We start from the raw sequence: 25,221 nt of genomic DNA, 5'->3' as shown, positions 1-25,221 counted from the left end.
GACGTGCGACGGTCTCAGGTGCGTGTGCACTGGATCTCCAGCGTCAGATCGAGGTAGCGCCCGGTCATCCCGCGGGACCCGGTCACCCCGAACTCCAGCCGGTCGATCCGCGTCGTGGCCACGGCGCTGAACGCACCGGGGGCGGTCCGCGACTCCTGGATCGCCAGGGTGACCGGCCTGGTCACCTCGCGCACGGTCAGCTGCCCGGTGATGCCGGTGGCGTCGACGCTCTCGGAGACGAAGGTCATCGTCGGATAGCGGCCGGTGTCGAGGAAGGTCTTCGACCGTACGGTCGAGTCCCGCTTCTCGGTCCCCGTCTCGAAGCTGGCCGTGTCGATCTCGACGCGGACGCTCGACTCCCCGAGCGGTTCGGCGACATCGACCGTCCCGCCGCGGATCGCGAAGGTGCCGAGCACCGAGCCGAGACCGAACATGTGCTTGGTCCTGAACTTGATGACCGAACTGCTGGTGTCGATCTCGTAGCGGCCCAGCTGGGGAGTCGCGGCCCCGTTGCCCCGGTTCGTTTCCATGCACCCATTACACGGCGTCCGGACGGCGAACAGCAGGGCCGCCGGTCGGTCGTGAAGGAGACGAACGTCCGGTCGTACGGGGCGGGATGCGACTTTCGTAGGTTGCGCCCCGGCCGGGGGTCTGCTTGTCGGCGGAGGCACACCCCGCGGACCCGCGCGTGGCATAACGTGTGCCGCGTGAGAGAAGAGCGCTGGCACCGTCGGCACCGGGTCGCCGTGGACGTGGTGATCGCGGTCTTCTTCGTACTGCTCGACACCGGGGCCACGCTCGCCGGCGCGACCTGGTGGCCGGACCACCCGGGGCCGCTCGCCGAGGTGTTACTGGGGGTGCAGGCCCTCGCCTGCGGCTCACTCGTCCTGCGCCGCCGCGCCCCGCTGACGGTCGTCGCTGTGCTCGGCGCGTTCACCCTGGCCGTGACGCTGCTGATCTCCCCGGCGCACGCGCTGACCCCGGCCCGCCCCGGCAACGTGTGGGCGCCCTACGCGACGGCGCTCGCCGCCACCGGGCCGCTGTTCTACGGGACGAGCCGCCGGACCGCGTTCGTCGCTCTGACCGGGTTCACGCTCATCGTCGCGCGGGTCTGGCAGCCCACGGCCACCATCATCACGATCGGCCTGCTCCGCACCGTGTCCGGGCCGCTGCTCGGCCTGTACCTGGACGCCCGACGCCGCCTGGTGCTCGCGCTGACCGAGCGGGCCGAGCGGGCCGAGCGGGAACACCATCTGCTCGCCGAGCAGGCCCGCGACGAGGAACGGGCCCGGCTGGCGGGGGAGATGCACGACGTGGTCACCCACCGGGTGAGTCTGATGGTGCTCCAGGCCGGTGCACTGCAGATGACGGCGCGCGACGAAGCGACCCGGCGGGCCACGGAGGAACTGCGCGCCGCGGGCTGCCAGGCACTGGACGAACTCCGGGACCTGGTGGGCATTCTGCGCACCGCCCCGGAGGAGGACACCACACCGTCGGCGGACGGATTCACCACGCTCATCGCCGAGTCGGCCGCGGTCGGCATACCCACCGAACTGGTCGAGGAGGGCGACCGGTCGCTCGCCTCGCCGGTCGTCGGCCGTACCGCGTACCGCATCGTGCGGGAGGCGCTGACCAACGTACGCAAACACGCGCCCGGCGCGCGGGTCACCGTGCGCGTCGAGTACGAGGAGGCCCAGTTGCGGGTCACGATCCACAACACGCCCCCCACCGGCAGACCCAGCAGCGCCCTGGTCGAGACCGGGTCCGGCCTCGGCATCGTCAACCTCAGGCAGCGCATCGAACTGGTCCACGGCACCCTGCGCGCCGGACCCGCGCCGGACGGCGGGTTCTGCCTCGCGGCGACCCTGCCCGCCTACGTACCTACTGCGGAATCGGCGGTGTGAGTCATGATCCGGGTAGTGGTGGTGGACGACGAGCCGATGGTCTGCGTGTTCCTGCGCACGATCCTCGGCTCCGCCCCCGACATCGAAGTCGTCGACGAGGCGCACGACGGGGCGGCCGGTGTCGACGCGGTGGTACGCAGCAGGCCGGACGTCGTACTGATGGACCTGCGGATGCCGGGCGTCGACGGGCTCACCGCGATCGAACGCATCGGCCGGCTCCCCGACCCGCCGCCCATCGTGGTGCTGACGACGTTCGACGCCGACCAGTACGTGATGCGCGCGCTGCGGGCCGGTGCGGCGGGCTTCCTGGTCAAGTCCACCCCGCCGGAGGACCTGATAGGACTGGTACGGGTGGCCGCCGAGGGCCACACCGTGCTGTCCGCGGTGGCGGCCCGCAGGCTGGTCGCCGCGTCGACGGACACCTCGTCCGCGCGGGACCGGGCCCGGCAGCTCGTCGCGACGCTGACCGAGCGGGAGACCGAGGTGCTCGCCTGCCTCGGCGAGGGCCTGTCCAACGCGCGGATCGCGGCCCGGCTCCACCTCTCCGAGGCGACGATCAAGGGCTATGTGTCACGGATGCTCGACAAGCTGAGCTGCGCGAACCGCACCCAGGCCGGACTGATCGCGCACGAGGCGGGTGTCGTCCCGGCCCAGGAGCAGTGATCCCGGGCCCGGTCGATCCCTGACCCGGCCCGGGGACAGGGGCAGCCGGAGCCTGCCGCGTCAGACCGTCCAGGGATCGGTCCGGCGCTCGGCGACCAGCTTCTCCAGTACCGGAATCACATCGGCCGGTGCCGGACGCGCCAGCGCCTCCTCGCGCAGCCGGTCGGAGTTCTCCTGGAAGGCCGCGTCGGACAGGATCCGCGCGGTCCTCTCCCGCACCTGCCCCGCCGTGGCGCTGGCGCTTTCGAGCAGCAGCCCCGCGCCCTGGCTCTCCAGACCGGCCCCGCGGTAGATCTGATCGGCCACCGGGGTGGTGACGGTGAGCTGCGGGACGCCGTGGACCAGCGCGTTGGCGTAGCTGCCGAAACCGCCGTGGTGGATCAGCACCGAACAGCTCGGCAGCAGCGCGTGCAGCGGCACGGACTCCACCACCCGGACGTTCGCCGGCAGCGCCCCCAACTCCCTTACCTGCGAGGGCAGCAGCGCGGCCACCACCTCGGCGTCCAGCTCCGCCAGGGACTCCAGGATGTCGGACTTCGACACGTAGTCACCGCCGTAGCGCTCGGTGTTCGACGCGCCGAGACTCAGACAGATCCGGGGGCGTTCCGGCGGCGTCCGCAGCCAGGCGGGCACCACCGCGGGACCGTTGTACGGCACGAAGCGCACCGGGGCCCGCGCCACCCCGGTGTCGATGGCGAGGCTGTCGGGCAGCGGGTCCAGGGTCAGCTGACCGGTGGTCGACTCGGGGGAGTAGGTACCTCCGAACTGCTCCGTGCGCTCGGTGAGCCAGCCGCCCAGCGGGTCCCTGGCCCGTTCGTCGGCCGGGGCCTCGGCGGCGAGCTTCAGGAACAGCTGGCGCTTCTTCACCCACACGTCGGCGAAGCACAGCGACCGCACGTGCGCGGCACCCGCCACGCCCGCGGCGATCGGCCCCGCGTAGGTCAGCGGATCCCAGACGACGAGATCGGGCCGCCAGTCCCGGGCGAACGCCACCAGGTCGTCGATCATCGGCTCGTTGTACATCGCGCACCCGTACGCCCCGAGCTGGGCGCGGTCGAACTCCTCCTGGTAGGTGGGGTTCGGCGGATCGAGCTCACTCCAGTTGACCGAGTCCCACTGCTGCGTCTCGCGGTTCGCGCTCATCGCCGCGCTGATGCCGTCGTTGCTGCCCACCGCCACCGCGGTCATGCCGGTACGGGCGATGACGTCGACGAACTCCGCGGTACTGGCGACACGGACCTCGTGACCGGCGGCCCGCGCGGCCCAGGCGAGCGGGGTCAGACAGAAGAGATGGGACTTCTCGGGGATGGTCGCGAACAGCACGCGCACGGTGGACTCCTGGGTGGACGGGTGATCCGGTGCGGGTCCAGGTTCGTCCGCTCCCCGGCCGACGGGGGCGGTGGCCCGCGGAGTCGGGGGAAACACCCAGAGTTCGGTCCGGCAAGGGGGGACGCGGGTGCCCGGGAAGGCGATCCGTGTGAATAGTGAGCGACGGGCCCCGGGGTCCGCGAGCCCCGGTTGTCCAGTGAGGGTCCGAGTGTCCAGCGAGCCAGAGAGGCTGCCCATGCGCGCAGTGGGGAACGACGGCCCGGCGCCGCCCGTCGCCGTCGTGCTCGGTGGCGCCGGATTCGTCGGCCGCCATGTCTGTACGGTGCTGCGGGCCGCGGGCTGGGCGGTGACCGCCGTGGTGCGCCGGGCCGCCGCGGCGCCCCCCGGCTGCGGAACGCTCCGGATCGACGCCGTACGGGCGGACGCCGCCACGCTCACCGAGGCGCTGGCACGCCTGCGGCCCACCCTGGTGGTCAATGCCGCGGGTGCCCTGTGGGACGTCACCGACGAGGAACTCACCGAGGGCAATGTGACGCTGGTCGGGCGTCTGGTGTCGGCGGTGGCGGCCCTGCCGGGACCGGTCAGGCTGGTGCACATCGGCTCGTCCTACGAGTACGGCAGCGTCCCCGGGCACACCGCCCTGTCGGAGTCCGCCCCGTGCGCCCCGGCCAGCGGGTACGCCAGGACCAAACTCGCCGGAACCCGCACCGTCACCGGCGCCGTCCGGGACGGCCGTATCGACGCCGTCGTCCTGCGGGTCACCGTCTCGGTCGGCCCCTACGCCTCACGGCACAGCCTGCTCGGCGGGCTGGCCCTGCAACTCGCTGAACAACCAGGTGAGTTGAAGCTTCCGCCGATCTACGGGGTGCGGGACCTCATCGATGTCCGGGACGTCGCCGACGCCGTACTGGCCGCGGCGGACGCGCCGGAGGTCCCGCCGGTCGTCAACATCGGCGCGGGTACCGGAGTCGCACTGACCGACGCCGTGGACGCGCTGATCCGGATCGCGGGCTCGACCGCCGCGGTCGTCCGCACCCCGGCGCCGACCGTACGCCGCGACGCCGGGACCGGAGAGCAGCCGCTCGACATCGGCCTGGCGCTGCGGGAGCTGGGATGGTCCCCGGCGCGGACGCCGGCGGACGCGCTGCGGGCCCTGTGGGACAGCGTCGCCCCACCCGCCGACGGCCCCGGCGTACCCCTTACGACCCTCGCAGTGGACGGAGAGAGCATTCATGGCTGACCCCGATGTGCAGTCCATACTGGAGCAGACCCGCAAGCTTCACCGTGACCGGGCCTCGGCCGGGAGCGAGTTCGTTCCCGGGGTCACACCGATCCTGCCGTCGGGTGCGGTCCTCGACGAGGACGACCGTGCCGCGCTCGTGGAACAGGCCCTGGAGATGCGGATCGCGTCCGGTGCCCAGGCGCTGCTCTTCGAGCGGAAGTTCGCCAGGACCATCGGTGTCCGCAAGGCACACCTGACCAACTCGGGATCGTCCGCCAACCTCCTCGCGCTCTCCTCGCTGGCGGTGCCGGAGCTGGAGGACCGCAGACTGCGGCCGGGCGACGAGGTGATCACCGTGGCGGCGGGCTTCCCCACCACGGTCAACCCGATCATCCAGTGCGGTCTGGTGCCCGTCTTCGTGGACGTGGACCTGGCGACGTACAACACGACGGTCGAGCGGATCGAGGCGGCGCTCACCCCGCGCACCAAGGTCATCATGCTGGCGCACACCCTGGGCAACCCCTTCCCGGTCGCCGAGGTCGCCGAACTGGCAGCGCAGCACGACCTGTTCCTCATCGAGGACAACTGCGACGCGGTGCTCTCCACGTACCAGGGCCGCAACACCGGCACCTTCGGTGACTACGCCACCGTGAGCTTCTACCCGGCCCACCACCTCACCACCGGTGAGGGCGGCTGTGTCCTCACCAACACCCTGGAGCTGGCCCGGATCACCGAGTCGATGCGGGACTGGGGACGGGACTGCTGGTGCGAGCCGGGCGAGGACAACAAGTGCCTCAAGCGCTTCAACTACCAGATGGGCGACCTGCCGCACGGGTACGACCACAAATACATCTTCTCGCACGTCGGCTACAACCTGAAGGCCACCGACATCCAGGCGGCCCTCGGTCTGACACAGCTCGCCAAGCTCCCCGATTTCGTCGCGGCCCGCAAGCGCAACTGGCAGCGGCTGCGCGACGGCCTCGACGGGGTGCCGGGGCTGCTGCTGCCCGAGGCCACCCCCGGCAGCGACCCGAGCTGGTTCGGCTTCGTCATCACCCTCACCGACGACGCGCCCTTCAGCCGCCCGGAGCTGGTGGACTTCCTGACGGCGCGCAGGATCGGCACCCGGCTGCTGTTCGCGGGCAACCTCACCCGGCACCCCGCGTACCGCCACGAGACGTACCGGGTCAGTGGCGAGCTGACCAACAGCGACATCATCACCGACCGGACGTTCTGGATCGGTGTGTACCCGGGGATCACCGGCGAGATGGTCGACTACATGGTCGCCTCCCTCCGGGAGTTCGTCGCCAAGCCGCACTGAGCTGAACAGATGGGAGGCGGGCGGGCGGGCGCCTGCTCGCTCCCCGTCCGGCCGGGGAGTCAGCCGCGTGCCAACTCCTCCATCCGGGCCGCGAGTTCGACGGGTGTCGGTCGCCGGAGGTTGTCCTCGCGCAGCCCGGCCGCTGCCTTCAGGTAGCGCGGCTCGCCGAGCAGTTCCACGGCCGCCGCACGGATGGACTCCGCGTCCGCCGGATGCCCGGACAGCCGGAGCCCGGCCCCGGCGCCGGTCAGCCGTTCCGCGACGCGGGTCTGCTCGGTGGCGAAGGTGATCGCCAGCTGCGGCACCCCGGCGGCCAGCGCGGTCATCGTGCTGCCCGCGCCTCCGTGGTGCACCACCAGGTCGCAGTGGTCGAGCAGCAGCCGCAGCGGACAGCGCTCCAGCACCCGGACGTCCGGCGGTACGTCACCGAGCGCCGCCACGTCGTCCCTGGTCGCGGTGAGGACCAGCTCGGCGTCGAGACCGCTGAGCGCCTCGACGATCCGCGGCAGCAGGTAGGAGCGCGGACCGGACATCGAGGTGAGCGCGGTGGACCAGGTCACCGCGATCCGGGGCCGGGTCCGGCCCGCCGCGCCCAGCCACTCCGGAGCCACCCCACCGCCGTTGTACGGGACGAAGCGCACCGGCAGCCGCTCACCGCGCACGGGCGGCCGGAGCGCGGACGGACAGGGGTCGATGACGTACTCGATCGCATCGGCGCCGAAGGGCGCACAGCCGTACCGCTCGAAGGAATGGCCGAGGTCCTGCGGCAGGATGTCGAGACCGCGGTCCTCGTGCGTGCCGACCGGGCCCCACAGGGCGAGCGCCGCCGGGATGCCCAACACCCGTGCGGCGAGCAGCCCTTCGGTACTCACCGGGTCGTGCACCACGGCATCGGGGCGCCAGCGCCGGGCGAACCGGACCGCCTCGTCGTGCCCGTGGGCGGAGCGGCGCGCGTACTGCGGCTCGACGGTCCGCCGGTACTCCGCGAGGTCGAAGTCACCGAGCGCCGACATCGGGGCACCGGTCAGCGGGTGGAGGGGCAGCCAGGGGTACGCCCACTCGCCGCGCAGCGCCTCCCGTACGTAACTCATCCGGTTGTGCACCGCCACGTCCATGCCGTCGAGCACCGGCACCGGCAGCAGACCTGCCCGGGTGACCGGCCCGGACTGCGAGGGCGGGCACAGCACCCGCACCTCGCGCCCGCCCGCCTGCAGGGCCCAGCCCAGCGGTACGGCCGCGGCGTAGTGGGTGGGCCAGGACGACACGGAGAACAGCACGCGCACGGGAGACCTCCGGTGGCTGGTCCCCGGGCCGGCCGCCGCGGGCCCGGGGGTGAGCCGAACCCTAGTGTCGCGACCCCCGATGACCTGGGCGGACGCCGTGCCTGGTGCCGCACTCTGGGGAAAGTCGCAGACTCCGGGCACGGCCGGTGCCACGGTGACCACGGCGGTCCAGGATGGGCCGCACATCACGCCGGCCAGAGGCGTGGTCCGGCCGGGGAACGGTCCGGCCGAAGCCTGGCCCGGTCGGCCACCGAAACCCCGTGGGGGGACATGTCTGACATCGAGCCTGTCGGCATCGCGGTGCTCGGCGCCGCCGACATCGCCTGGCGGCGCACCGTACCGGCCATCCGACGCTGCGCCGGGCTGCGGCTGGTGGCCGTCGCGAGCCGCACCCCGGAGAAGGCGCGGGCCTTCGCCGACGCCTTCGACTGCGAGGCCGTGACCGGGTACGAGCGGCTGCTCGCGCGTGAGGACGTGGCTGCCGTCTACATTCCGCTGCCGAACGCCCTGCACGAGGAGTGGGCCGAGGCCGCCCTGCGCGCCGGTAAGCACGTCCTGGTGGAGAAGTCGCTGACCACCAGTGCGGCAGCGGCCACCGCACTGGTGCGGACGGCGGAGACCGCGGGGCTCGCGTTCATGGAGAACTTCGCCTTCCTCGGGCACCCCCAGCACGACCGGGTGCGCGAACTGATCGCCGACGGCGTCATCGGGGAACCCCAGGTGGTCAGCGCCTCGTTCGGAATCCCGCGGGCCGACTCCGGACTCATCAGGTACAGCCGTGAACTCGCGGGCGGCGCGCTGCGGGAGACCGGCTGCTACCCCGTCCGGCTCGCCCAGCTCCACCTCGGCGACGGCATCGGTGTGCTGGGCGCGCGACTGCGGTACGACCCGGACAGCGGGGTCGACGTCTCCGGCTCGGTGCTGCTGGCCGACAGCGCCGGGCTCACCGCCCAGTGCGACTTCGGGCTGACCCACGCCTACCGCAACACGTACGCGGTGTGGGGCAGCGAGGGCCGGATCGAGGTGGACTGGGCCTTCACCCCGCCCCCCACGACGCGGCCGGTGATCCGGCTGCACCGCGCGGACTCCAGGGAGGAGCGTGTGCTGCCCGCCGCCGACCAGTTCCTCGGCGCGGTCACCACCTTCGCCGAGGCCTGCGCCGACCCGTCGGGGCACCGGCGGCACGGCACGGACGCCGTGCGCCAGGCGACGCTGCTCGAATCGGTGGTCCGCCGGGCGGGCGCCGCGGACCCGGCCGGGCCGTCGGCGGTCCACGACGCGAGGAGCGCTCATGTCCCTGCCTAGCGAGCCGCGGTCCACGGCGCCCCTGCCTGAAGCGGCCCTGCCTGAAGTGCCCCTGCCTGAAGTGCCCCTGTCCGAAGTGCCGAGGTCCGAAGTGACGGTGTCCGAAGCGCCCGTGTCCCGGCACATCCTCTGGTTCGGCTTCCCCGCGTACAGCCACCTCAAGGCCTCCCTCGGCATGGTCGAGGAGCTGATCCGGCGCGGACATCGCGTCACCTACGTCGTGGCCGACCGGCTCGCCGACCGGGTCGCCGAGACCGGTGCGCGGGTCGTTCCGTACTCCTCGGTGTTCCCCGCCTCCCTGAGCGGGGAGGAGACCGCGACGACCATGATGGTCGCGTTCCTGCGGGAGAGCTTCGCGCCCCTGGAGACCGCGCTGGGCAGCGTGGCCGACGATCCGCCCGACCTGATCGTGCACGACGCGCTCGCCTCCGACACGGCCGCCGTGCTGAGCCGGAAGTACGGTGTGCCGACCGTACGGACGTACGCGGGGTTCGGCACCAACAGTCACGTGCCGCAGAACGGCACCGAGGCCGATCCCACGCACACCCCGCCCGATCCGGGCGATCCGCGGCTGGCCGAGCTGGGGGGCGAACTCGCCGCCCGTATCACGGCGGCCGGGGTGGGCGACCTGCTCTCCACCGGACCGGCCAGCGGCGACGACGCGGTGCTCGACATCTCCTTCGTCACCCGTGAGTTCCAGATGCGGGGCGACACCTTCGGCGACGAGTACCTCTTTGCCGGACCCTGCCTGCGCGCGTCGGACTTCAGCGGGCGGTGGACACCTCCGGCGGGCGCCGGACCGCTGCTGCTGGTCTCGCTCGGTACCACCGCCAACCAGCACCCGGACTTCTTCCGGACGTGCGCGAAGGCGTTCGCGGACACGCCCTGGCACGTGGTGATGACGCTCGGCGGGGGAGTGGACCCGGCGGAGCTGGGGATGCTGCCGCCCAACGTCGAGGCACATCAGTGGATCCCGCATCTCGCGGTGCTCGAACACGCCACCGTGTTCGTCTGCCAGGGCGGTGTCGGAAGCCTGATGGAGGCGGCCCACCAGGGCGTCCCCGTCGTGGTGGTGCCGCAGCAGTGGGACCAGCACGCCACTGCCCGTCAGGTGAGGGACCTGGGCATGGGGCAGTGGCTCCACCCCGGTGATCTCGACGCCGACGGGCTGCGGGCCGCCGTCGAGGAGGTGGCCGCCGATCCGGACGCCGGGCGGCGCGCTCGGGAGATGAGCCGTTCCGTGCGGACGGCGCCGGGAGCGCCCGGCGTCGCCGACCGGCTGGAGTCGCTCATGTCCGGCCCGAACTGAGCCCGGCCGCCGGTGGGAACGGGCCGCCGGTGGGAACGGGCCGCCGATGGGAACAGACCGGCGGCCGGGCGGATCCGGTGGGCCACGCAGCCACGGCACCAGGTGCAGGCCGGTGCCCGCGTGGCCCACCGGTCCGTTCAGACCGCGCCGGCGGAACCGCTCCCGTGTACGGCGGGCAGATCGAGTGCCCCCGGAGCGAGCGCCGGAACCGCGCCCGTCCTCGCGGCCAGGCCCAGCAGCGAGCGGACCGCCTGGTAGCCCGACTCACCGAGGTCCTCGGTGTACGCGTTGACGTAGAGACCGATGTGCTGGTCCAGCACCTCGGTCTCCATCTCCTGCGCATGGGCGCGCACGTACTCCCGGGACGCACCCGGATCCGCCCAGGCGTACCGGACCGAACCACGGATCGCGTCGGCGATCCCGGCCAGACGCTCCGCACCCAGATCCCTGCGGGCCACGATGGCCCCGAGCGGGATGGGCAGCCCGGTGCGGGCCTCCCACGCCTCGCCGAGGTCGACGACGCGGTGCAGTCCGTACGTGTGGAAGGTGAACCGCGCCTCGTGGATGACCAGTCCGGCGTCCACGCTGCCGTCCCGGACCGCCGGCATGATCTCGTGGAACGGCATCACCACGGTCCGTACGCTGCCGCCGGGCAGTGCCCGCTCGGCCCACAGCCGGAACAGCAGATACGCGGTGGAGTGCTCCGTGGGGATCGCGACGGTCCCGCCGTCCAGGTCCGCAGGGTCGCGGACTCCCCGGGTGAGCACCAGCGGCCCGCAGCCGTGCCCGAGTGCGCCGCCGCAGGGCAGCAGCGCATACCGGTCGAGCACCCGGGGCAGTGCCGCGTAGGAGATCTTCAGCACGTCCAACTCGCCTTTCTCGGCGAGTGAGTTGGTGACGTCGATGTCGGCGAGGGTGACCTCGGGCGGGACCGCCCCCGGCAGCAGCCCCGACGTCCACGCGTGGAAGACGAAGGTGTCGTTGGGACACGGCGAGTGGGCGAGCGTCAGCGGTGTGGCCGGGGTAGTCGGTGTGGCTGGTGTGGTCATCGGGTGGCTCCTGCCGCCGGGGCGGCCGACATGTCCCACAGGCCGAGGTACTTGTTCGGCGAGTCCTCGGGGATGCGCTCCAGCGGCGTCCCCAGGCCGAACGGCGGCAGCGCGAGGTCGAGCTTCGCGTGCAGCAGGCTCGGCGCGTCCATCCGGTCGGAATTGGTGAACTCGCCCCGTGCCACGCCGGGATCGCTGGTGTAACTGGTGGTGAGCAGCAGCCGGCAGGACTTCCTGAACCGTTCGAGCGCGGCCAGGATCATGTCGTTCGGCAGATGGATGAAGACGTCCCGGCAGATCAGCAGGTCGGCCGGGCGCGGTTCGTCCACCGTGATGTCGACGACTTCGAGCCGGAACCCGCGGCGCCGCAACTCGGGCCAGGAGTCGCGCTCGTGGACGTCGTACCCGGTGTAGTCGACCCCTCCGAGGTCGAGCGTGCTCATCCACGCGAGGTCGCCGCAGCCGGCGTCGTTCAACGTGGTCACCTCGTACGTTTCGAGGATGTTCACGAGTTCCTTGCGGACGAGCTGGGTGTGAGGCTCGCTGGAGCCCCAGCCGCAGACCGTGTCGGGTGCCTGGTCGGGCCACCCTCGGGAGAAGACCTCCAGGCCGGGGCTCATGTGTCCGCCGGGCACTCGCACATCGGCGTGCCCTGCTGATTGGGTCACGGAACGTCTCGCTCTCCGTCGGGGCCGGGGTGGTGGGGCCGGGGCCGTGGGCCCCCAACCCAGCACGACGCCCGCACCCGGATCCAGGACAAGAGCCGGAGTCCGGGTGTTTCCCGCAACCGCGGCGGCGGGTGCACGAACCGCCTGGTGATTTCCCCAGAGTTGACCGGCGCGGCCGGTCGGCGGGCGGTGGGTGCTGACATGCTGCGGCCATGTCGGAACTCCACGTGGCGTTTCTGCCGTTTCCCGCATTCGGACACATCAACACCACCCTTCCGATCGTCGCCGAGCTCGTGCGGCGCGGTCACCGGGTGACGTTCGCGACCAACGAGCGCTTCGCGCCGCTGGCCGCCGGGGCGGGTGCGGACGTACTGCGCTACGAGTCGTGGCTCGCCTCGCGCAAGCTGCCCGACACGGTGGACGCGGACTATCTGGCGCACGAGCCGGTCCGCTCCATCGACGAGGCCATCGCCACCGTGCCGCTCTACGAGGCCGGGTTCGCCGAGGACGTACCGGACGTGCTGCTCTACGACGTCAGCACCTTCGCCGCGGGGCGCGTGCTCGCCCGCAAGTGGAAACGGCCCGCGATCGAGCTGTTCGCCACCTTCGCCTCGAACGAGCACTACTCACTCACCCAGCAGATCGGCGCGATGTACGCCGACGAGATCGACGGGAGCCACCCGGCGATCATCGACTTCTTCGTGAAGCAGGGGCAGCTCTGGGCGGAACACGGTCTCGACGGCATGACGCTGGAGGAGTTCAACGCCCCGGCGGACGGAGCGAACCTGGTGTTCCTGCCGCGCCGGTTCCAGCCCGCCCAGGAGACCTTCGACGACCGGTTCGCGTTCGTCGGCACGTGCATCGGCAGCCGGGCCACGGAGCCGGAGTGGCAGCCGCCCGCGCCGGACCGGCCGGTGGTCCTGGTGTCGATGGGCAGCTTCAGCTACGACCACCAGGACGCGTTCGTCCGCACCTGTGTGGAGGCGTTCACCGGGACGCCGTGGCACGTGGTCATGTCGGTGGGCGAGCAGTTCGACCTCGGTGGTCTCGGCGAGGTACCGGACAACATCCAGCTGATGCGCTGGGTGCCTCAACTCGCCGTACTGGAACGGGCCGACGTGTTCGTGTCCCACGCGGGCATGAACAGCGTCATGGAGTCGATGTACTTCGGTACGCCGGTCGTCGCACTGCCCCACATGCCCGAACAGCGGCTCATCGCCTCGCGCCTGGCGGAGCTGGGCCTCGGCGTGCACCTGCCGCCCGCCGAGGTCACGGCCGAGCGGCTCCGCACGGCCGTGGCCACCCTCGCTTCGGACGAAGGGGTACGTACACGGGTCCGCTCGCTCAGCGACGACCTGCGCGCCACCGATGGCCCCTCGCTCGCCGCGGACTACATCGAGGCACGCGCCAGGGGCTGATCTTCCGCCGGTACCGACTGACACCTCGTCTCATTTCCGGCTTCGGGAACCAGCCCCCTGACGCGCTGTCAGTACATGAACTCCGTGTGTACGGCGGGGCGAATAACAGGTGCCCCTCATCTCGGGGCCGGAAATCGCCTACTGTGCAAGATCATGGTCCGCGAGGGCAGTGGGATGAGCGGGGGAGCAGGACATGAACGCCTCGGGAATACTGAAGGCCGCCGTCGTTGCCACGAGTGAAGTGGTCCGGACCGGCCTTGCCCAGATGCTCGAACAGGCCGTGGGCGTCGACGGCTACGCGGTGTTCGAACCCGAGGAGTTCGCGGCGGAGGCGCGCGAGGACGCCATCCAGTTGCTCATCCTCTCCTGCCATGTGCTGATCCTGTGGTCCGTGAACGGATCGGGCCACGGCGAGGACGCGTGGACCGCCGAACTCGCCGCGGTCGCCCGTGAGAACGGCATCCTGGTGGTGCTGGTCCTCCCCGGGGCCGAGATGGACCGGGCCGCTGCCGGGATGGTCGTGCCGTGCGACGGCATCCTGGACCAGGACGCCCTGACCACCGACGGGCTGAGCTGCGCGCTCAAACGGCTGGCGAGCGGTGAACGGTTCGTGATGGAGCCGACGGCGCGGGCGGCGCAGCGGACCCGCAAGGGCGACGTCACCCCCATGGCCGGTGTGGCGGCCGTACTGCTGACCGCGCGCGAGCAGCACGTGCTGGAACTCCTCGTCGAGGGGCGGAGCAACAAACAGATCGGGCAGGCGCTGGCGTTCTCCGAACACAGCGCCAAGCGGCTGGTGGCCATCGTGCTGTCGAAGCTGAACTGCCCCAACCGGACCCAGGCCGTCGCCGTGGCCCTGCGGGAAGGACTGGTCGGCGCCGACGCGGGATTCCGTGGCATCGCGGGCCGGGTCGCAGCCGGTCGGCGCGAGGACCGTACGGGCTGACCGGGCCGCCGAGGACCGGCCCGCCCGGGGGCTTCATCCGGTGGGGGTGCCGCCGTCGCCGAGTCCCAGCGCGGCGGCCAGATCGGCCCGGCCGCTGATCCCCAACGCCCGGTAGCTGTTGGTCAGATGGAGCTCCACCGCGCGCAGGGAGATGGACAGGGCCTGGGCGATCGCCTTGTTCGGCAAGCCTTCGGCGGCGAACAGCGCGACCCGGAGCTGCGCCGCCGTCAGGCGGACCTGTGCGGTGCGGGCGAGCGCCGCGTACCGTGCGGCCACCTCGTCCGCGCGGGGCGTCGGGCGCCCGCCGCCCACCCGTAGCGTCTCCATCGCCTCGCGCAGCATGCGGCGGCCGTTCGCCGGCTGTCCGTCGTCCAGCAGTACCGCGGCCAGCTCCACCTTCGCCTGGGCGTACCGGGCGCGGGCGGGGGAGCCAGCCAGCACCCGTACGGCGTTCCGCAGATGTCTGGCCGCCGCAGGTCCCGGCAGCGCGAGAGCGGTCCGGAGATAGACCGCGCCGACGGTGCCCGACGCCCCCCAGGCGCGCGCCGTGGCCAGCTCGTCGGCGAGTAACCGGGTGGCGGATTCCGGGTCGGTGGCCGCCTGCGCCAGGGCCAGATGGGAGCGCCAGGGCATGACGGCGGGGTTGGTGCACCCCGCGTTGAGCAGCAGCCGGCCGCACTCGCGCAGATGGGTCGTGGCCTCGGAGGTCCGGCCGGTGCACAGTTCCAGCAGGCCCCTCGCGAACAGCAGCTCGGTCCAGCCGAGGCTGTACTCGTGCCCGTCGGGGAGCGGCGCCGCGAGAGCGGACTCGGCGCGGTCGACGAGGCCCGACTCCAGGTCGACGAGCACCCCCAGCGCGGTCAGCCGGGGCAACTCCCTGGGGTGCCAGTGGGCGCCGGGCACCTCGATCACGGTCTCGGCGAGCCGGGCCCGCGCACGGGGCAGATCTCCGCAGCGCAGGGCGAGTTCGGCGCGGGTCAGCATGGCCAGACCGACAGCGGGGCGTACCCCGCGCCGCCTGGCCTCGGCCTCGATCAGGTCGAGACCGGCGCGTGCGGCGTCCATGTCCTCGGCGACCGCCATCACCCGGACCGCGGCCAGTCCGGGTGCCAGGGGCCCGGCGGCGACGGCTGCCCGGGTGAGCGCCACCGCGGCGAGACGGCGCGCTTCGTGCGGTTCGGTCCCGAGGGCGCAGCGGCGCCAGGCGGCGGCAGCGGCCTGCGCCGGATCGGTCGGCGGCGGGGCGGGTTCCGTGCGGGCACCGCCGGGCGCGACGGGACCGGTGGGCGCGAACGCCTGCCCGGCCGTGGGCTGTTCGGCGGCCGACAGACCGTGCAGGCCGAGCAGCGTGCGCCGCTCGGCCTCCGGCACCGTGTCCCGGCCGCCCGCCGAAGCGAGCGCGCACGCCGCGGCCCGGCCACCGCCGCGCAGCGCCAGGACATCGGCTGCGATGAGCCGGGGCCCGGACAGTTCCGGCTCGGTCACCTCGGCAAGCACCCGGTGGAATCCGCGGTCGGCGGCCTCCGGCCGCACATAGGTCTGTGCCATGGCGAGTTCCAGCAGCACCTCGGCCCGCAGTGCGCCGGTGGCCCCGCGGTCCACGGCGCGTTCGAGGAGCGCGACCGCACCTCCGGGGTCACCGGACCGGCGGGCGTGTGCGCCCGCCGCGTGCAGTATCCGGGGCACCCACGCCTCGGTCAGCCGGGTGTGCGACACGAGCCGCCCGAGGACCGGGGCCGGTGCCCCGTCGCGGCGCCCCAGCCGGACCGCGCGGACGTACAGTTCACGCCGCTCGGCGCCGTCCATCAGGCCGAGGATCCGGTCGGCCATGAGCGGGTCGCGCAGCCGGGGCCGGGCCGGATCGTCCAGCAGCCCGGTGTGTGCCAGCTCCGCGCGGGCCCGCTCGCAGGACGACGGGACCTCGGCGATCTCGTACACCTGCCGGAAGGAGAGGTCACCGCTCCCCACCGCGCTCGCCCGCAGGAGCGCGATCAGCTGCGCGGGGAGTGCGGCCAGCGCCCGTCGTACCTGGTCCCTGCCCACCTGGTCGGCCACCGCGCCCAGTTCACCGGCCGCCGGGGCCGGGGCCGGACAGCGGTGGAGCGTGGCCCGCAGCACCGCGGGGTTGCCGCCGGTCGCGGCGACGGCCGCCGGGACGAGCGGGCGGTAGGAACGCTCGCCGTACGCCTCGATGAGCAGGGTGCGCACCCCGTTGCGGCTCAGCGGGCGCAGCGCCAGCTCGTACCGTGCCGCCGCGCGCACCGTCGGCAGCACCGGGCCGTGACCGGTGAGGACCAGGAGCAGGGGGCGGTCCACCGGGCGACGGGTCAGCGCGTGGGCCCACCGCTGCGAGTGCGGGTCGGCCCACTGGGTGTCGTCGACGAGGAGTGCCAGCGGTGGCTGTGGCCCGGACGGTTCCCCGGCCGATCGCGCACCGGCGCCTCGCACCGCGGTGACGACGTCCCCGGCGATCCCGTACCGGCGTGCGCGGTCGGCGGGTGCGCACCTCACCGTGATGACCTGGAGCCGGGCATCCCGGGCGAGTTCCGCGGCCTCGGTGAGCAGGGCGCTGCGGCCGGTGCCCGGCGGGCCGTGCACGACCACGGTGGCCGACCCCCCGCCCGCCACCTGCCGCACGGCTTCCCGCAGGGCCGCCGACTCCGCCGCCCTCTCCACCAGCCGGACCCGGTCCCCGTCCGGGTCCGCCGGGCCGGGGGCCCGGTGCTGCGGGCTCATCGCGGATCGCCGAGCGCTCTCGGCGGTGTCCGCGCGCTGTCCGGATCGAGCCGCTCCGCGAGATCCGTCCGGCCCGTCACACCCAGCTTCCGGTAGGCGTTCGTCAGGTGGTACTCGACGGTGCGCACCGTCAGACAGAGGGCGTCGGCGATCTCGCGGTTCGTCGCGCCGGTCGCCGCGAGCTCCGCCACCGGCCGTTCGGCGGCGGTGAGGACGCCCTGGGAGAGGCGCCCCACGGCCGGTGCCCGGCCACCTGCCGTCGCCAGCGCGGCACGGGCGTGACCGGCCAGGACCAGCAGACCGTGCTGGGTCGCCCGGGTCCGTGCCGCGTGCAGATGGGCGCGCGCGGCCTTCTTGTCGCCCAGTTCGAGCAGGGCGCAGCCGAGGCGCAGTTCGGCGAGCACGTGGTACGGCCGGTCCGGGCTGGTCGCCAGGGTCCGTACGCTCTCGGCGAGCAGCTCCGCACGGGCGGACCCGGTGGCGACCATCCCCGACGCGAGCAGGCTCAGGCCGATACTGCGCCCGGTGGGCCACCGCTCCGCCAACTGCCGTCCCCGTTCGGCCCGGTCGGCGGCTTCGTCCGCACGGCCGAGCCGCATGAGCAGATCGGTGCTCGCCACCCACCAGGTGGTGAACACCGGATTGCCGACACCCGCCGACTCCAGGCTCGTTCCGCAGGCATCCAGCAGCTCCAGTGCCTCCTCGGGCCGGCCACGCCTGCGCTGGATCAGGGCCGCCGCCATCAGACGGCGGTGTTCCCCGACCGAGCCGTCGGTCCGCCTGCCGTCGAGTCTGCGCAGCGTCCTCTCCGCACCGTCGGTGTCCGACCTGGCCAGCATGGCCATCGCCAGAGTGGTCAGCGGGAGAGCCGTCTGCGTCTCCCAGCCGTGTGCCTCCGCGATCCGCAGCGCGGCCTGGGCCTGGGCCACGGCTTCGGCCAACTCGCCGGTGCGGAGCAGGATCCAGCCCTGTACCGAACGGGCATGGCACTCCGCCCACACCTCTTCGCGGTGGCGGCTCTCGGCGACGGCCCGGCCCAGATGGTCGAGCGCGGAGGCCGTGTGGTCGGCCAGGCTCAGGGCCCGCGCCGCGGCGACCGTCGCCCAGGCGCTGCGCGGCTGGTCGCAGCGGAGCACCTGGTGGGCATCGTCGACCGTGTCCTGCAACGTGGTGCCGCGCAGTGCGTCGCGCAGTGCCCGGGTGGCCAGTGCGAGCCGTCCCGGCGCGGCGGTGGCCGGCGGCGTGGCGGGCCGTGGCCCTGCGCGGAGCGCGTGGTCGGCCACCGGCGGCCCGGCCTGTTCCGCCGGCCCGGTGTGTGTCCGTACGGCGCCCGGCCGGGGTGCCCGGGGCGCGCAGCGGGCGCTGAGCGGTCCGGTGCCGACCCCGGTGCGCAGATCACCGAGGATCTCGTCCAACGCGTGCGGGGTGTCCGGGCGTTCACCCGTCATCAGCGCGATGAGTCCGAGCAGTACCACCGTGCGGTCCTCGGCGGCCGGCCCCGCGGTGCGCGGCAGCGGCCTGCCGAGCTGGTCCAGCGCCGCGAGGGGGTCGGTGTCGAGCAGCGCCGTGGCGAGGTCGACGCGCGTCGACACGTCGTCGGGGTCGAGGCGACGCAACCGCGACAGGTAACGCACCGCGTCCGCCGGGCTGTTCGGCCACACGGACGCGGTGGCCTCCTTCAGGAGGGAGACCATCCAGGGCCGGTCCAGGGTCGACTGCGCCAGCAGGAGGTCGGCCACCTGCCCGACCGGCCGGGCCGCGTCGTTGAGGATCGCGGCGGCCTGTGCGTGCATCCGCTCGCTCTCGGCCTCGGGCAGCTCGGCGAGCAGGGCGTCGACGGGGTGCGACACCCCCATCGGCGGCATCGGCTCGGGAATCATCCCGGTGCTCCGTGCGGCCTTCAGCGCCTTGCCGACCAGCCGCGCGGGGAGACGGGTGAGGGCGCCGACCAGGTCGGTGTCGGTGCTGCGCAGCACGGCGGCGGCCCGCGCCACGTGCAGCAGGTGCGGGTCGTGCCGTACGAGGTCGTCGTAGTCGGGGCTCGCCGCCTGGCCCGCCCCGGCCGTCAGGAAGTCGGCGACCTCGGCGACCGTGCAGTAGTCCCGGGTCGTGATCTCGTGGAACGTCGCGTCGGCGGCGCCGAGCGCGCGGTGCGACGACGACAGCAGGACCGTCAGCGGCCGACCGGGCAGACGGCGCATCAGCTGGTCGATCCAGCGGAGCGTACCGGCGTCGCACCACTGGGCATCGACCAGGGCCAGCACCAGAGGCGCCCGCTCGACGAGCCCGTGTACATGGGCGAGTGCTTCGGACGGCGTCCGGTGGGCCCGTGCCCAGGCATCGCTCTGCTCCCCGAACAGCCCCCGGAGTACGGAGTACTCGGCGCCGATGCCGTGCGGGAGGCATCTGAAGCGACGCAGCGTCGCCGTCTCCCCGTAACTGCCGCAGATACGCCGGACGATCTTGTCCACCGGCGCCGGGGCGTGCGAGCCGAGCGTGACGACGCAGCGTGCGGAGGACGGTCCGGCGGGAACGCGGACGAGTGGCCGGCTCGTCCGCCACGCTCTCCCGAGGAGGTCGGTATCGGGCAGGCCGTGTCTCTGGGCCGCGGTCGGCGTCCAGGCGTAGTCGTGCTCTGACCGGATCGAGCTCATGATTCTTACAGTACGACGAAACTGTGAACCCAGGTCGGACAAACGTACGGCAGCGAGGTGGACACCAGGTTCCATCTGCCGGTGGAAACCGCCGAGTTCGGACATCCGGTGCGCGAGCGACGCCCCGTTCTCAGAAGGTCCTCAGAAGTCCTGACGGCACCCTGGCACGGGGCGGATCGCACGACGTGGAGCGGGCGGATCCCGTGCGGCTGCCCGACGTTCCGCTGTAGTCGGTCGACTGTATTGTCTCGTTCAACATTCGCTCGACCACCGATGCCGCTCTCCTTCCGGCCCGGCGCCGAACGGTTCCCGTTCCCGCCTTCGGCCGTGGCGGAGGACGGCCGTGTACACGACGGAGGCACCCGCGTTGCTCCACGACCGGGCGGAGGACCTCGCCGCAGTCGGCGCGGCGACGGCGCCGGTCCTGGCCGGTGGCCGAAGACTCGTGGCGGTCACCGGGACACCGGGCGCGGGCCGCTCGGCGTTCCTCGACTCGGCCGCCGAACTGGCGGACGGGCAGGGGCTCGTCGTCCTGCGGGCCGCAGCCGGACGGCTGGAGCACGGGGTCGCGTCCGGCGTAGCCCGGCAGGTCCTCGCAAGCGCGATCGGCGCGGACGACGGCGAGCCGCTTTGGTCCCCGCCGCGGACCCCGTGCGGCGCGGCGCTGGACGGATGCGTACCGGGCGCGGTCCTCGGGGACGCGTTGTCGGCGTCCGGCCGCGCCCCCGCGCACACCGCCGTCGCGATCCTGGTGGACGACCTGCAGTGGGCCGACGAGGCATCACTGGACTGGCTGGCGCGGCTGTTCGCCGATACGGCAACGGGCCCGGCCGGACTGCTCGTGCTGGTGACGGTCTGCGACGGCGAGGCCGAGGCCGAACTGCCCGCCGTGCAGGACATGCTGAACGCCGCCGATCGTGTCATCCGGCTCGGACCGCTCACCGCGGACGGCGCCAGGGCCTTCCTCGGGCAGCGGTCCGTCCTCCTCTCCGACGAGGGGAGCCGGGCGTGGGCGCGGGCCGCGGGCGGCAATCCCGCGCTCCTCGACTCCCTGTGCCAACGCCTGGCCGGGATACGGCGGCCCGCACACCCCCACCTGCTCGCCGCCGCCCTCGCCAGGCCCGCGCCGTGGAGCCTGCGCGGCCGGGTCGCCGCCGCGCTGAGCGGCCACCCGGAGCCGGTGCGCCGCTACGCCTACTGCGCGGCGCTCCTCGGCGGCCCCGCGGAGGGGCAGCTCATCGCCCGCCTCGCCCGGCTGGACCCCGCCGAACAGGCCGCTGCCGAACGGGCGTTGCGCAGACTCGGCTGGTCCGCCGACGGATACGGACCGGAGGTGCTGTGGGAGTGCGTACGGGAGATCGCCGAGGACAGCTACTCCCTCGCGGCCTGCGACGATCTGCACCGGCGCGCCGCCACGTTCCTCCACGCGTCCGGCCACCCGGCCGAGGAAGTGGCAGGACACCTGCTGGAGGTCGGCCCGGGTGTGCACGCCCATGCCGCCCGGATCCTGCACGAGGCAGCCGATGACGCACGCGGGAGGGGCGACCACTACCGCGCGATCCGCTACCTGCGCAGGGCGCTGCGCGAATTCCCGCTCGACAGCCCCCGGCGCGGCGGATACCTGGCCGCGCTGGCCGATGCGGAACAGGACTTCGACACCTCCGCGATGCTGCGACACCTCGCCCAGGCGGCGCCGCTGCTCGGGTCCGCCCGGGAACGCGCGGCGGTCGCGGCCTGCGTGCCGCTGACCCTGTCCGCGGCTGCGTCGCCCGCCGCGCACGAGGCGATCGAGTGCGCCCGCGCGGCGTTGGCCGGCTCGGGGACGCCGGACCCCGGCACCGCTGACCTGGCGGCCCGGCTCGAAGCCCGTGCCCGGCTGGCCGGACTCGGCAGTCCCACCGCGTCGGCCGACGCGGTCGCGCGACTGCGGGAACTGGGGCCGCAGGCCGACCTCGGGACCTCCGCGGGCCGCGAACTCGTCGCCGTCCTCACCTTCGGCGGGACCGTCGGCGGACAGCTCCCGGCGGGCGAAGTGGCCACGCTGGTGGGGCGGATGCTGGACCGCGAGCCCGCCTCGTCCGCCTCCGGGTACGCGGCGACCTCACTGATGATCGCGTCCGGCACGGCGGCCGGGGCGGGCGAACCCGTCCGCAGCTGGCTGGACATGGCGCTGGAGACGGCACGCGGGCGCGGCGACGAACGGCAGCGGACCAGAATGCTCTGCTGGCGGGCGATGGCGGCCCAGCACACGGGTCTCCTCGCGGACGCCTGGTCGGACGCGCGGGACGCCTGCGGCCCCGGTTCGGTCGTGCTCGGAACCAACGACTGGCTGTCCGTACTCGGTCTGATGTCGGTGGCGGTCGACACCCGCGACCCCTGGCTGATCGGCGAGGTGCAGGCCGCGTGCGCGGACCAGCGCGACGCCGGGATGCCCGTCCTGCACGTCGGGCTGCTGGCACTGCGCGCCCAGACCGCGCCGATGTCCGAACTGCCCGGCCTGGTGGCCGAACTGGTCGACGGCGCACGCCGGGCTGCCGCGGCGGGCTGGCACAACCCCTCGCTCTTCCCGATGGCGTACTGGGCCGCGCCCGCCCTGCTGCGGCTCGGGGAGACCGAGACGGCGCGCGAGCTCATCGCCGAGGAGTGCGACCGGGCCCGCATGTGGGGGGCGTCGGCGACCCTGGGCCGGGCCCTGCGGGTGTGGGGGACGCTCGTTCCCGGCCGGTACGCGCTGTCCCTGCTGGCCGAATCGGTCGCCGTACTGAGGGAGAGCTCCAACACCCTGGAGCTGGGGCGGGCGCTGATGGCGTACGGCACCCGGCTGCGCGCCGCGGGACGGCCTGGCTTCCGTGACCTCTTCACCGAGGCGGACGGGATCGCCGACACGGTGGGCACCTCACTGCTGAAGTGCTGGGCGGAGCCGGGGCAGGGCGAGTCGCGCGGGGTCGGCCTGCTGGGCACCGACTGGCTGAGCGTCACCGAGCGCCGGGTCGCCGGACTGGTGTCGCTGGGCCGCACCAATCAGGGCGTCGCCGATGAACTCGATGTCACCCGGCGCGCTGTGGAGAAGTGCCTGACGAGGCTCTACCGACGGCTGGGTGTGTCCAGCCGGGCGGAACTGATCCCGGTGGTGCGCCGGATCGCGGGTGCGACGGCGTACGGCTGGGGAGTCCGGCCGGAGGATCTGTACCGCGCCCAGTGAGCCGGTACGAAGGACCTCATCTCCGTTCACTACAAGGTGAGTTGAGCCTCGGTCGAGGCGGACACGCGCCCCTGGCAATGCCGGAGGCAACGTACTCCGGTTCTGGTACGGTCGGTGAGAATCCGCCCACGGGGAGTGTTCCACCGGTCGCTGTCGGTCGTCTTCGACCACAGGAAGTGGCGCTGTGCAGGACGTTTGCACCGGCTCGACCCCTCGGTGCGGTTCCCGGGCCCGTCGGCCGTGCTGCGGTCCGGTGCTTCGGTAGCCGATCGGTGCACCAACCGGCTATCCGGGACGGCCCGATCCCCTCTTTCCGTACCTGCCGACCCGCGTCCGCCGCGGGCGCCAAGTCCCGCACGTCGACTTCGGGCAGGGGGGCGGTGTCCGCAGGGTTACGGCAGTCGGTCCCGGCTCCACGCACCGCCCGCTCTCCGAACCCCGCAGGGGCGACCACAGTGTTAACTCGCGTCACAGTGATGCATTGACCCCCTGGGCCCGCCGTGCTTACGCTCCCGACGCCCGCCGGTAAACGCAACGGGGAAGGTGTGGCGTAGATGATCTTCACAGAGAATGGCACGGACAGCGACATTCGAGAGGGAGCCGAATTTTATTCGACTCCGGATCCAACCGTAAATTCACCATTTCCTTTGTCGCCCGATGTGGCACTCATACCTCGGCAGTCGACAAATTCCATCGATACTTCTCGCCCTGCGGATTCATCTCTCTTCGACGCGGAGATCCGCAGCGACGAATACGGCGACGTGGTGCTGTCGTTCTTCGAGCGGTCCGGGATCGGGCTCGCGATTCTTGATCCGACGCTGCGTGTGAGGGCCGTTAACGGGGCGTTCAGCGGGCAGTGCGGCCGGCACCACGACGACATCTGTGAGCGCAGCTTCGCCGAGTTCCTCCACCCGAGCGTCCGGCAGTACCTGATGCGCCAGTTCGGCAGGCTCGTGCAGGGGCACCACGCACGCCTGGTGGGGCAGTCCATCGCGATGTGGTTCAACGACACCGCGCTCGCCGGAAAGCTGAGCGCCTTCCCGGTCGACGACGACGCCGGCAAGGTCAAGATGATCATGGTGCAGTTCACGCCCGAGAAGTCCGACGACCAGCAGGTGCTCATCGGCGCCCAGCGGAAGCTGACGCCCCTCACGGCGCGGGTCCTCGAAGGGGTCGCCGCGGGCGACCCGACCGTACGGCTCGCGGCCAAGCTGTTCCTGAGCCGTCAGGGCATCGAGTACCACGTGAGCATCCTGCTGCGGCAGTTCAAGGTGCCCAACCGGACCGCGCTCGCCGCGAAGGCGTACTCGATGGGTATGTTCAGCATCGGCTGCTGGCCGCCCACCGTGCTCCCGGAGTACATCCGTGCCGATCGGAACGGGTCCGAGCGCACCCGGGGCGACGGCCGCCAGGACGCACACGAGGAGCGCAGACGCAGAACGGTCGGGGGGCGGGCGTCTTGAAATTCCTGGTAGTGGAGGACAACGCCCGGGTGTCGGCCGCGCTGGAGGCCGCGCTGACCCAGCAGGGGCTGGAGGCGGTCTGCGCCGGTACCGGCAAGGCCGCGATCGACCTGCTCGACAGCCACCCGGATGCGATTCTCCTCGACATCGACCTGCCGGACTGCGACGGGTTCGCGCTGTGCAGCGCGATCCGGGCGAGGAGTTCGGTTCCGCTCCTCGTGACCACGGCCCGTTCGGACCACGCCTCACGGGTGCGGGGGCTCGACCTGGGCGCCGACGACTACCTGGTCAAGCCGTACAACCTGGCCGAACTGCTGGCCCGGGTACGGGCGGTGATGAGGCGACGGCAACCGCCGGAGCCGGCGGCGGGCAGCGCCGCACCCGGGGATCTCATCCTGGCCGGTCCGGTGCGGATCGACCTGTGGGAGCGGGTCGTGCTGATCAACGGATACCCGACCGAGCTGTCCGACGAGGAGTTCAGCATCCTGGCCGCGCTCGCCAGGCGGCCCGGCGAGACGCTCTGCTTCGAGCAGCTCGCCGACGAGATCCTGCGGGCCAAGAGGACGACGCTGCACGAGTCGGTCCACCGCTGTGTCGCGTCACTGAGTCAGCGCCTCGGCGCGCCGCACCGGCTCGAAGCGGTCGAGGGATCGGGCTACCGGCTGACGCTCGCCGGGTCCGTGTGACCCGGCTGCGGGTGCCCCGGCCCGTTGCTGACTGAGCGCTGTCCGATCGCTGTCCGATCGCTG

18 protein-coding genes are annotated in these 25,221 nt (G+C 72.7%); 11 read left to right on the top strand and 7 right to left on the bottom strand.

What is annotated here, in order from left to right:
- Positions 1–14 precede the first annotated feature (14 nt).
- Positions 15–530 carry a YceI family protein gene (locus NBY69_RS33480; protein WP_250305734.1) on the bottom strand — a complete coding sequence of 172 codons (516 nt, stop codon included), beginning with the start codon at positions 528–530 and terminating at the stop codon, positions 15–17.
- 177 nt (positions 531–707) lie between these two features.
- Between NBY69_RS33480 and NBY69_RS33475 the strand changes: the two genes are divergently transcribed.
- Positions 708–1,904, top strand: coding sequence for a sensor histidine kinase (locus tag NBY69_RS33475; RefSeq protein ID WP_250305733.1), 1,197 nt, complete (start codon positions 708–710; stop codon positions 1,902–1,904).
- Positions 1,905–1,907: 3 nt separating this feature from the next.
- Positions 1,908–2,567: a response regulator transcription factor gene (locus NBY69_RS33470; RefSeq protein WP_250305732.1), complete on the top strand. Its 660-nt coding sequence runs from the start codon at positions 1,908–1,910 to the stop codon at positions 2,565–2,567.
- A gap of 60 nt (positions 2,568–2,627) precedes the next feature.
- Here the strand turns inward: NBY69_RS33470 and NBY69_RS33465 are convergent, their stop codons facing one another.
- Positions 2,628–3,896 carry an activator-dependent family glycosyltransferase gene (locus NBY69_RS33465; protein WP_250305731.1) on the bottom strand — a complete coding sequence of 423 codons (1,269 nt, stop codon included), beginning with the start codon at positions 3,894–3,896 and terminating at the stop codon, positions 2,628–2,630.
- Positions 3,897–4,131: 235 nt separating this feature from the next.
- Here NBY69_RS33465 and NBY69_RS33460 point away from each other — a divergent pair, with 235 nt between their 5' ends.
- A complete protein-coding gene (locus NBY69_RS33460; protein WP_250305730.1) occupies positions 4,132–5,136 on the top strand; it encodes an NAD(P)-dependent oxidoreductase in 1,005 nt (334 codons plus the stop codon).
- Entirely contained in the window at positions 5,129–6,439 is a 1,311-nt protein-coding gene (rfbH, locus tag NBY69_RS33455; RefSeq protein ID WP_250305729.1) for a lipopolysaccharide biosynthesis protein RfbH, read from the top strand. The genes NBY69_RS33460 and rfbH overlap by 8 nt, the downstream gene beginning before the upstream one ends.
- Positions 6,440–6,498: 59 nt before the next feature.
- On the opposite strand, the gene NBY69_RS33450 is transcribed toward rfbH, so the two are convergent.
- The gene (locus NBY69_RS33450; protein ID WP_250305728.1) at positions 6,499–7,722 is read right to left on the bottom strand and encodes a nucleotide disphospho-sugar-binding domain-containing protein; all 1,224 of its coding nucleotides are present in this window, start codon (positions 7,720–7,722) and stop codon (positions 6,499–6,501) included.
- 270 nt (positions 7,723–7,992) lie between these two features.
- Between NBY69_RS33450 and NBY69_RS33445 the strand changes: the two genes are divergently transcribed.
- Positions 7,993–9,027: a Gfo/Idh/MocA family protein gene (locus tag NBY69_RS33445; RefSeq protein WP_250305727.1), complete on the top strand. Its 1,035-nt coding sequence runs from the start codon at positions 7,993–7,995 to the stop codon at positions 9,025–9,027.
- 97 nt (positions 9,028–9,124) lie between these two features.
- Positions 9,125–10,336 carry a macrolide family glycosyltransferase gene (locus NBY69_RS33440; protein WP_250305726.1) on the top strand — a complete coding sequence of 404 codons (1,212 nt, stop codon included), beginning with the start codon at positions 9,125–9,127 and terminating at the stop codon, positions 10,334–10,336.
- Positions 10,337–10,473: 137 nt separating this feature from the next.
- Here the strand turns inward: NBY69_RS33440 and NBY69_RS33435 are convergent, their stop codons facing one another.
- Together NBY69_RS33435 and NBY69_RS33430 are read right to left on the bottom strand one after the other, a co-directional pair.
- The gene (locus NBY69_RS33435; protein ID WP_250305725.1) at positions 10,474–11,385 is read right to left on the bottom strand and encodes a 1,4-dihydroxy-6-naphthoate synthase; all 912 of its coding nucleotides are present in this window, start codon (positions 11,383–11,385) and stop codon (positions 10,474–10,476) included.
- Positions 11,382–12,053, bottom strand: coding sequence for a class I SAM-dependent methyltransferase (locus NBY69_RS33430; RefSeq protein WP_250305724.1), 672 nt, complete (start codon positions 12,051–12,053; stop codon positions 11,382–11,384). The genes NBY69_RS33435 and NBY69_RS33430 overlap by 4 nt, the downstream gene beginning before the upstream one ends.
- 212 nt (positions 12,054–12,265) lie before the next feature.
- Here NBY69_RS33430 and NBY69_RS33425 point away from each other — a divergent pair, with 212 nt between their 5' ends.
- Positions 12,266–13,471 (top strand): macrolide family glycosyltransferase, encoded by a 1,206-nt coding sequence (locus tag NBY69_RS33425; protein ID WP_250305723.1) that lies wholly within the window; start codon positions 12,266–12,268, stop codon positions 13,469–13,471.
- A gap of 193 nt (positions 13,472–13,664) precedes the next feature.
- Positions 13,665–14,417 (top strand): response regulator transcription factor, encoded by a 753-nt coding sequence (locus NBY69_RS33420; RefSeq protein WP_250305722.1) that lies wholly within the window; start codon positions 13,665–13,667, stop codon positions 14,415–14,417.
- Positions 14,418–14,450: 33 nt separating this feature from the next.
- Here the strand turns inward: NBY69_RS33420 and NBY69_RS33415 are convergent, their stop codons facing one another.
- Both NBY69_RS33415 and NBY69_RS33410 read right to left on the bottom strand, forming a co-directional pair.
- Positions 14,451–17,153, bottom strand: a complete 2,703-nt coding sequence (locus NBY69_RS33415; protein ID WP_250305721.1) for an AAA family ATPase — start codon at positions 17,151–17,153, stop codon at positions 14,451–14,453.
- Positions 17,150–19,807 carry a LuxR family transcriptional regulator gene (locus NBY69_RS33410; protein WP_250305720.1) on the bottom strand — a complete coding sequence of 886 codons (2,658 nt, stop codon included), beginning with the start codon at positions 19,805–19,807 and terminating at the stop codon, positions 17,150–17,152. The genes NBY69_RS33415 and NBY69_RS33410 overlap by 4 nt, the downstream gene beginning before the upstream one ends.
- A 343-nt stretch (positions 19,808–20,150) precedes the next feature.
- Here NBY69_RS33410 and NBY69_RS33405 point away from each other — a divergent pair, with 343 nt between their 5' ends.
- The 3 genes from NBY69_RS33405 (at position 20,151) to NBY69_RS33395 (ending at position 25,158) form a co-directional block, all read left to right on the top strand.
- Positions 20,151–23,009, top strand: a complete 2,859-nt coding sequence (locus tag NBY69_RS33405; protein ID WP_250305719.1) for an AAA family ATPase — start codon at positions 20,151–20,153, stop codon at positions 23,007–23,009.
- 554 nt (positions 23,010–23,563) lie between these two features.
- Entirely contained in the window at positions 23,564–24,472 is a 909-nt protein-coding gene (locus NBY69_RS33400; protein ID WP_250305718.1) for a PAS domain-containing protein, read from the top strand.
- Positions 24,469–25,158 carry a response regulator transcription factor gene (locus NBY69_RS33395; RefSeq protein WP_250305717.1) on the top strand — a complete coding sequence of 230 codons (690 nt, stop codon included), beginning with the start codon at positions 24,469–24,471 and terminating at the stop codon, positions 25,156–25,158. The genes NBY69_RS33400 and NBY69_RS33395 overlap by 4 nt, the downstream gene beginning before the upstream one ends.
- Positions 25,159–25,221: the final 63 nt, after the last annotated feature.

The organism is Streptomyces sp. A 4/2, assembly GCF_940670765.1.
Taxonomy (GTDB): Bacteria; Actinomycetota; Actinomycetes; order Streptomycetales; family Streptomycetaceae; genus Streptomyces.
This window is presented reverse-complemented; position numbering and strand designations above follow the sequence as displayed.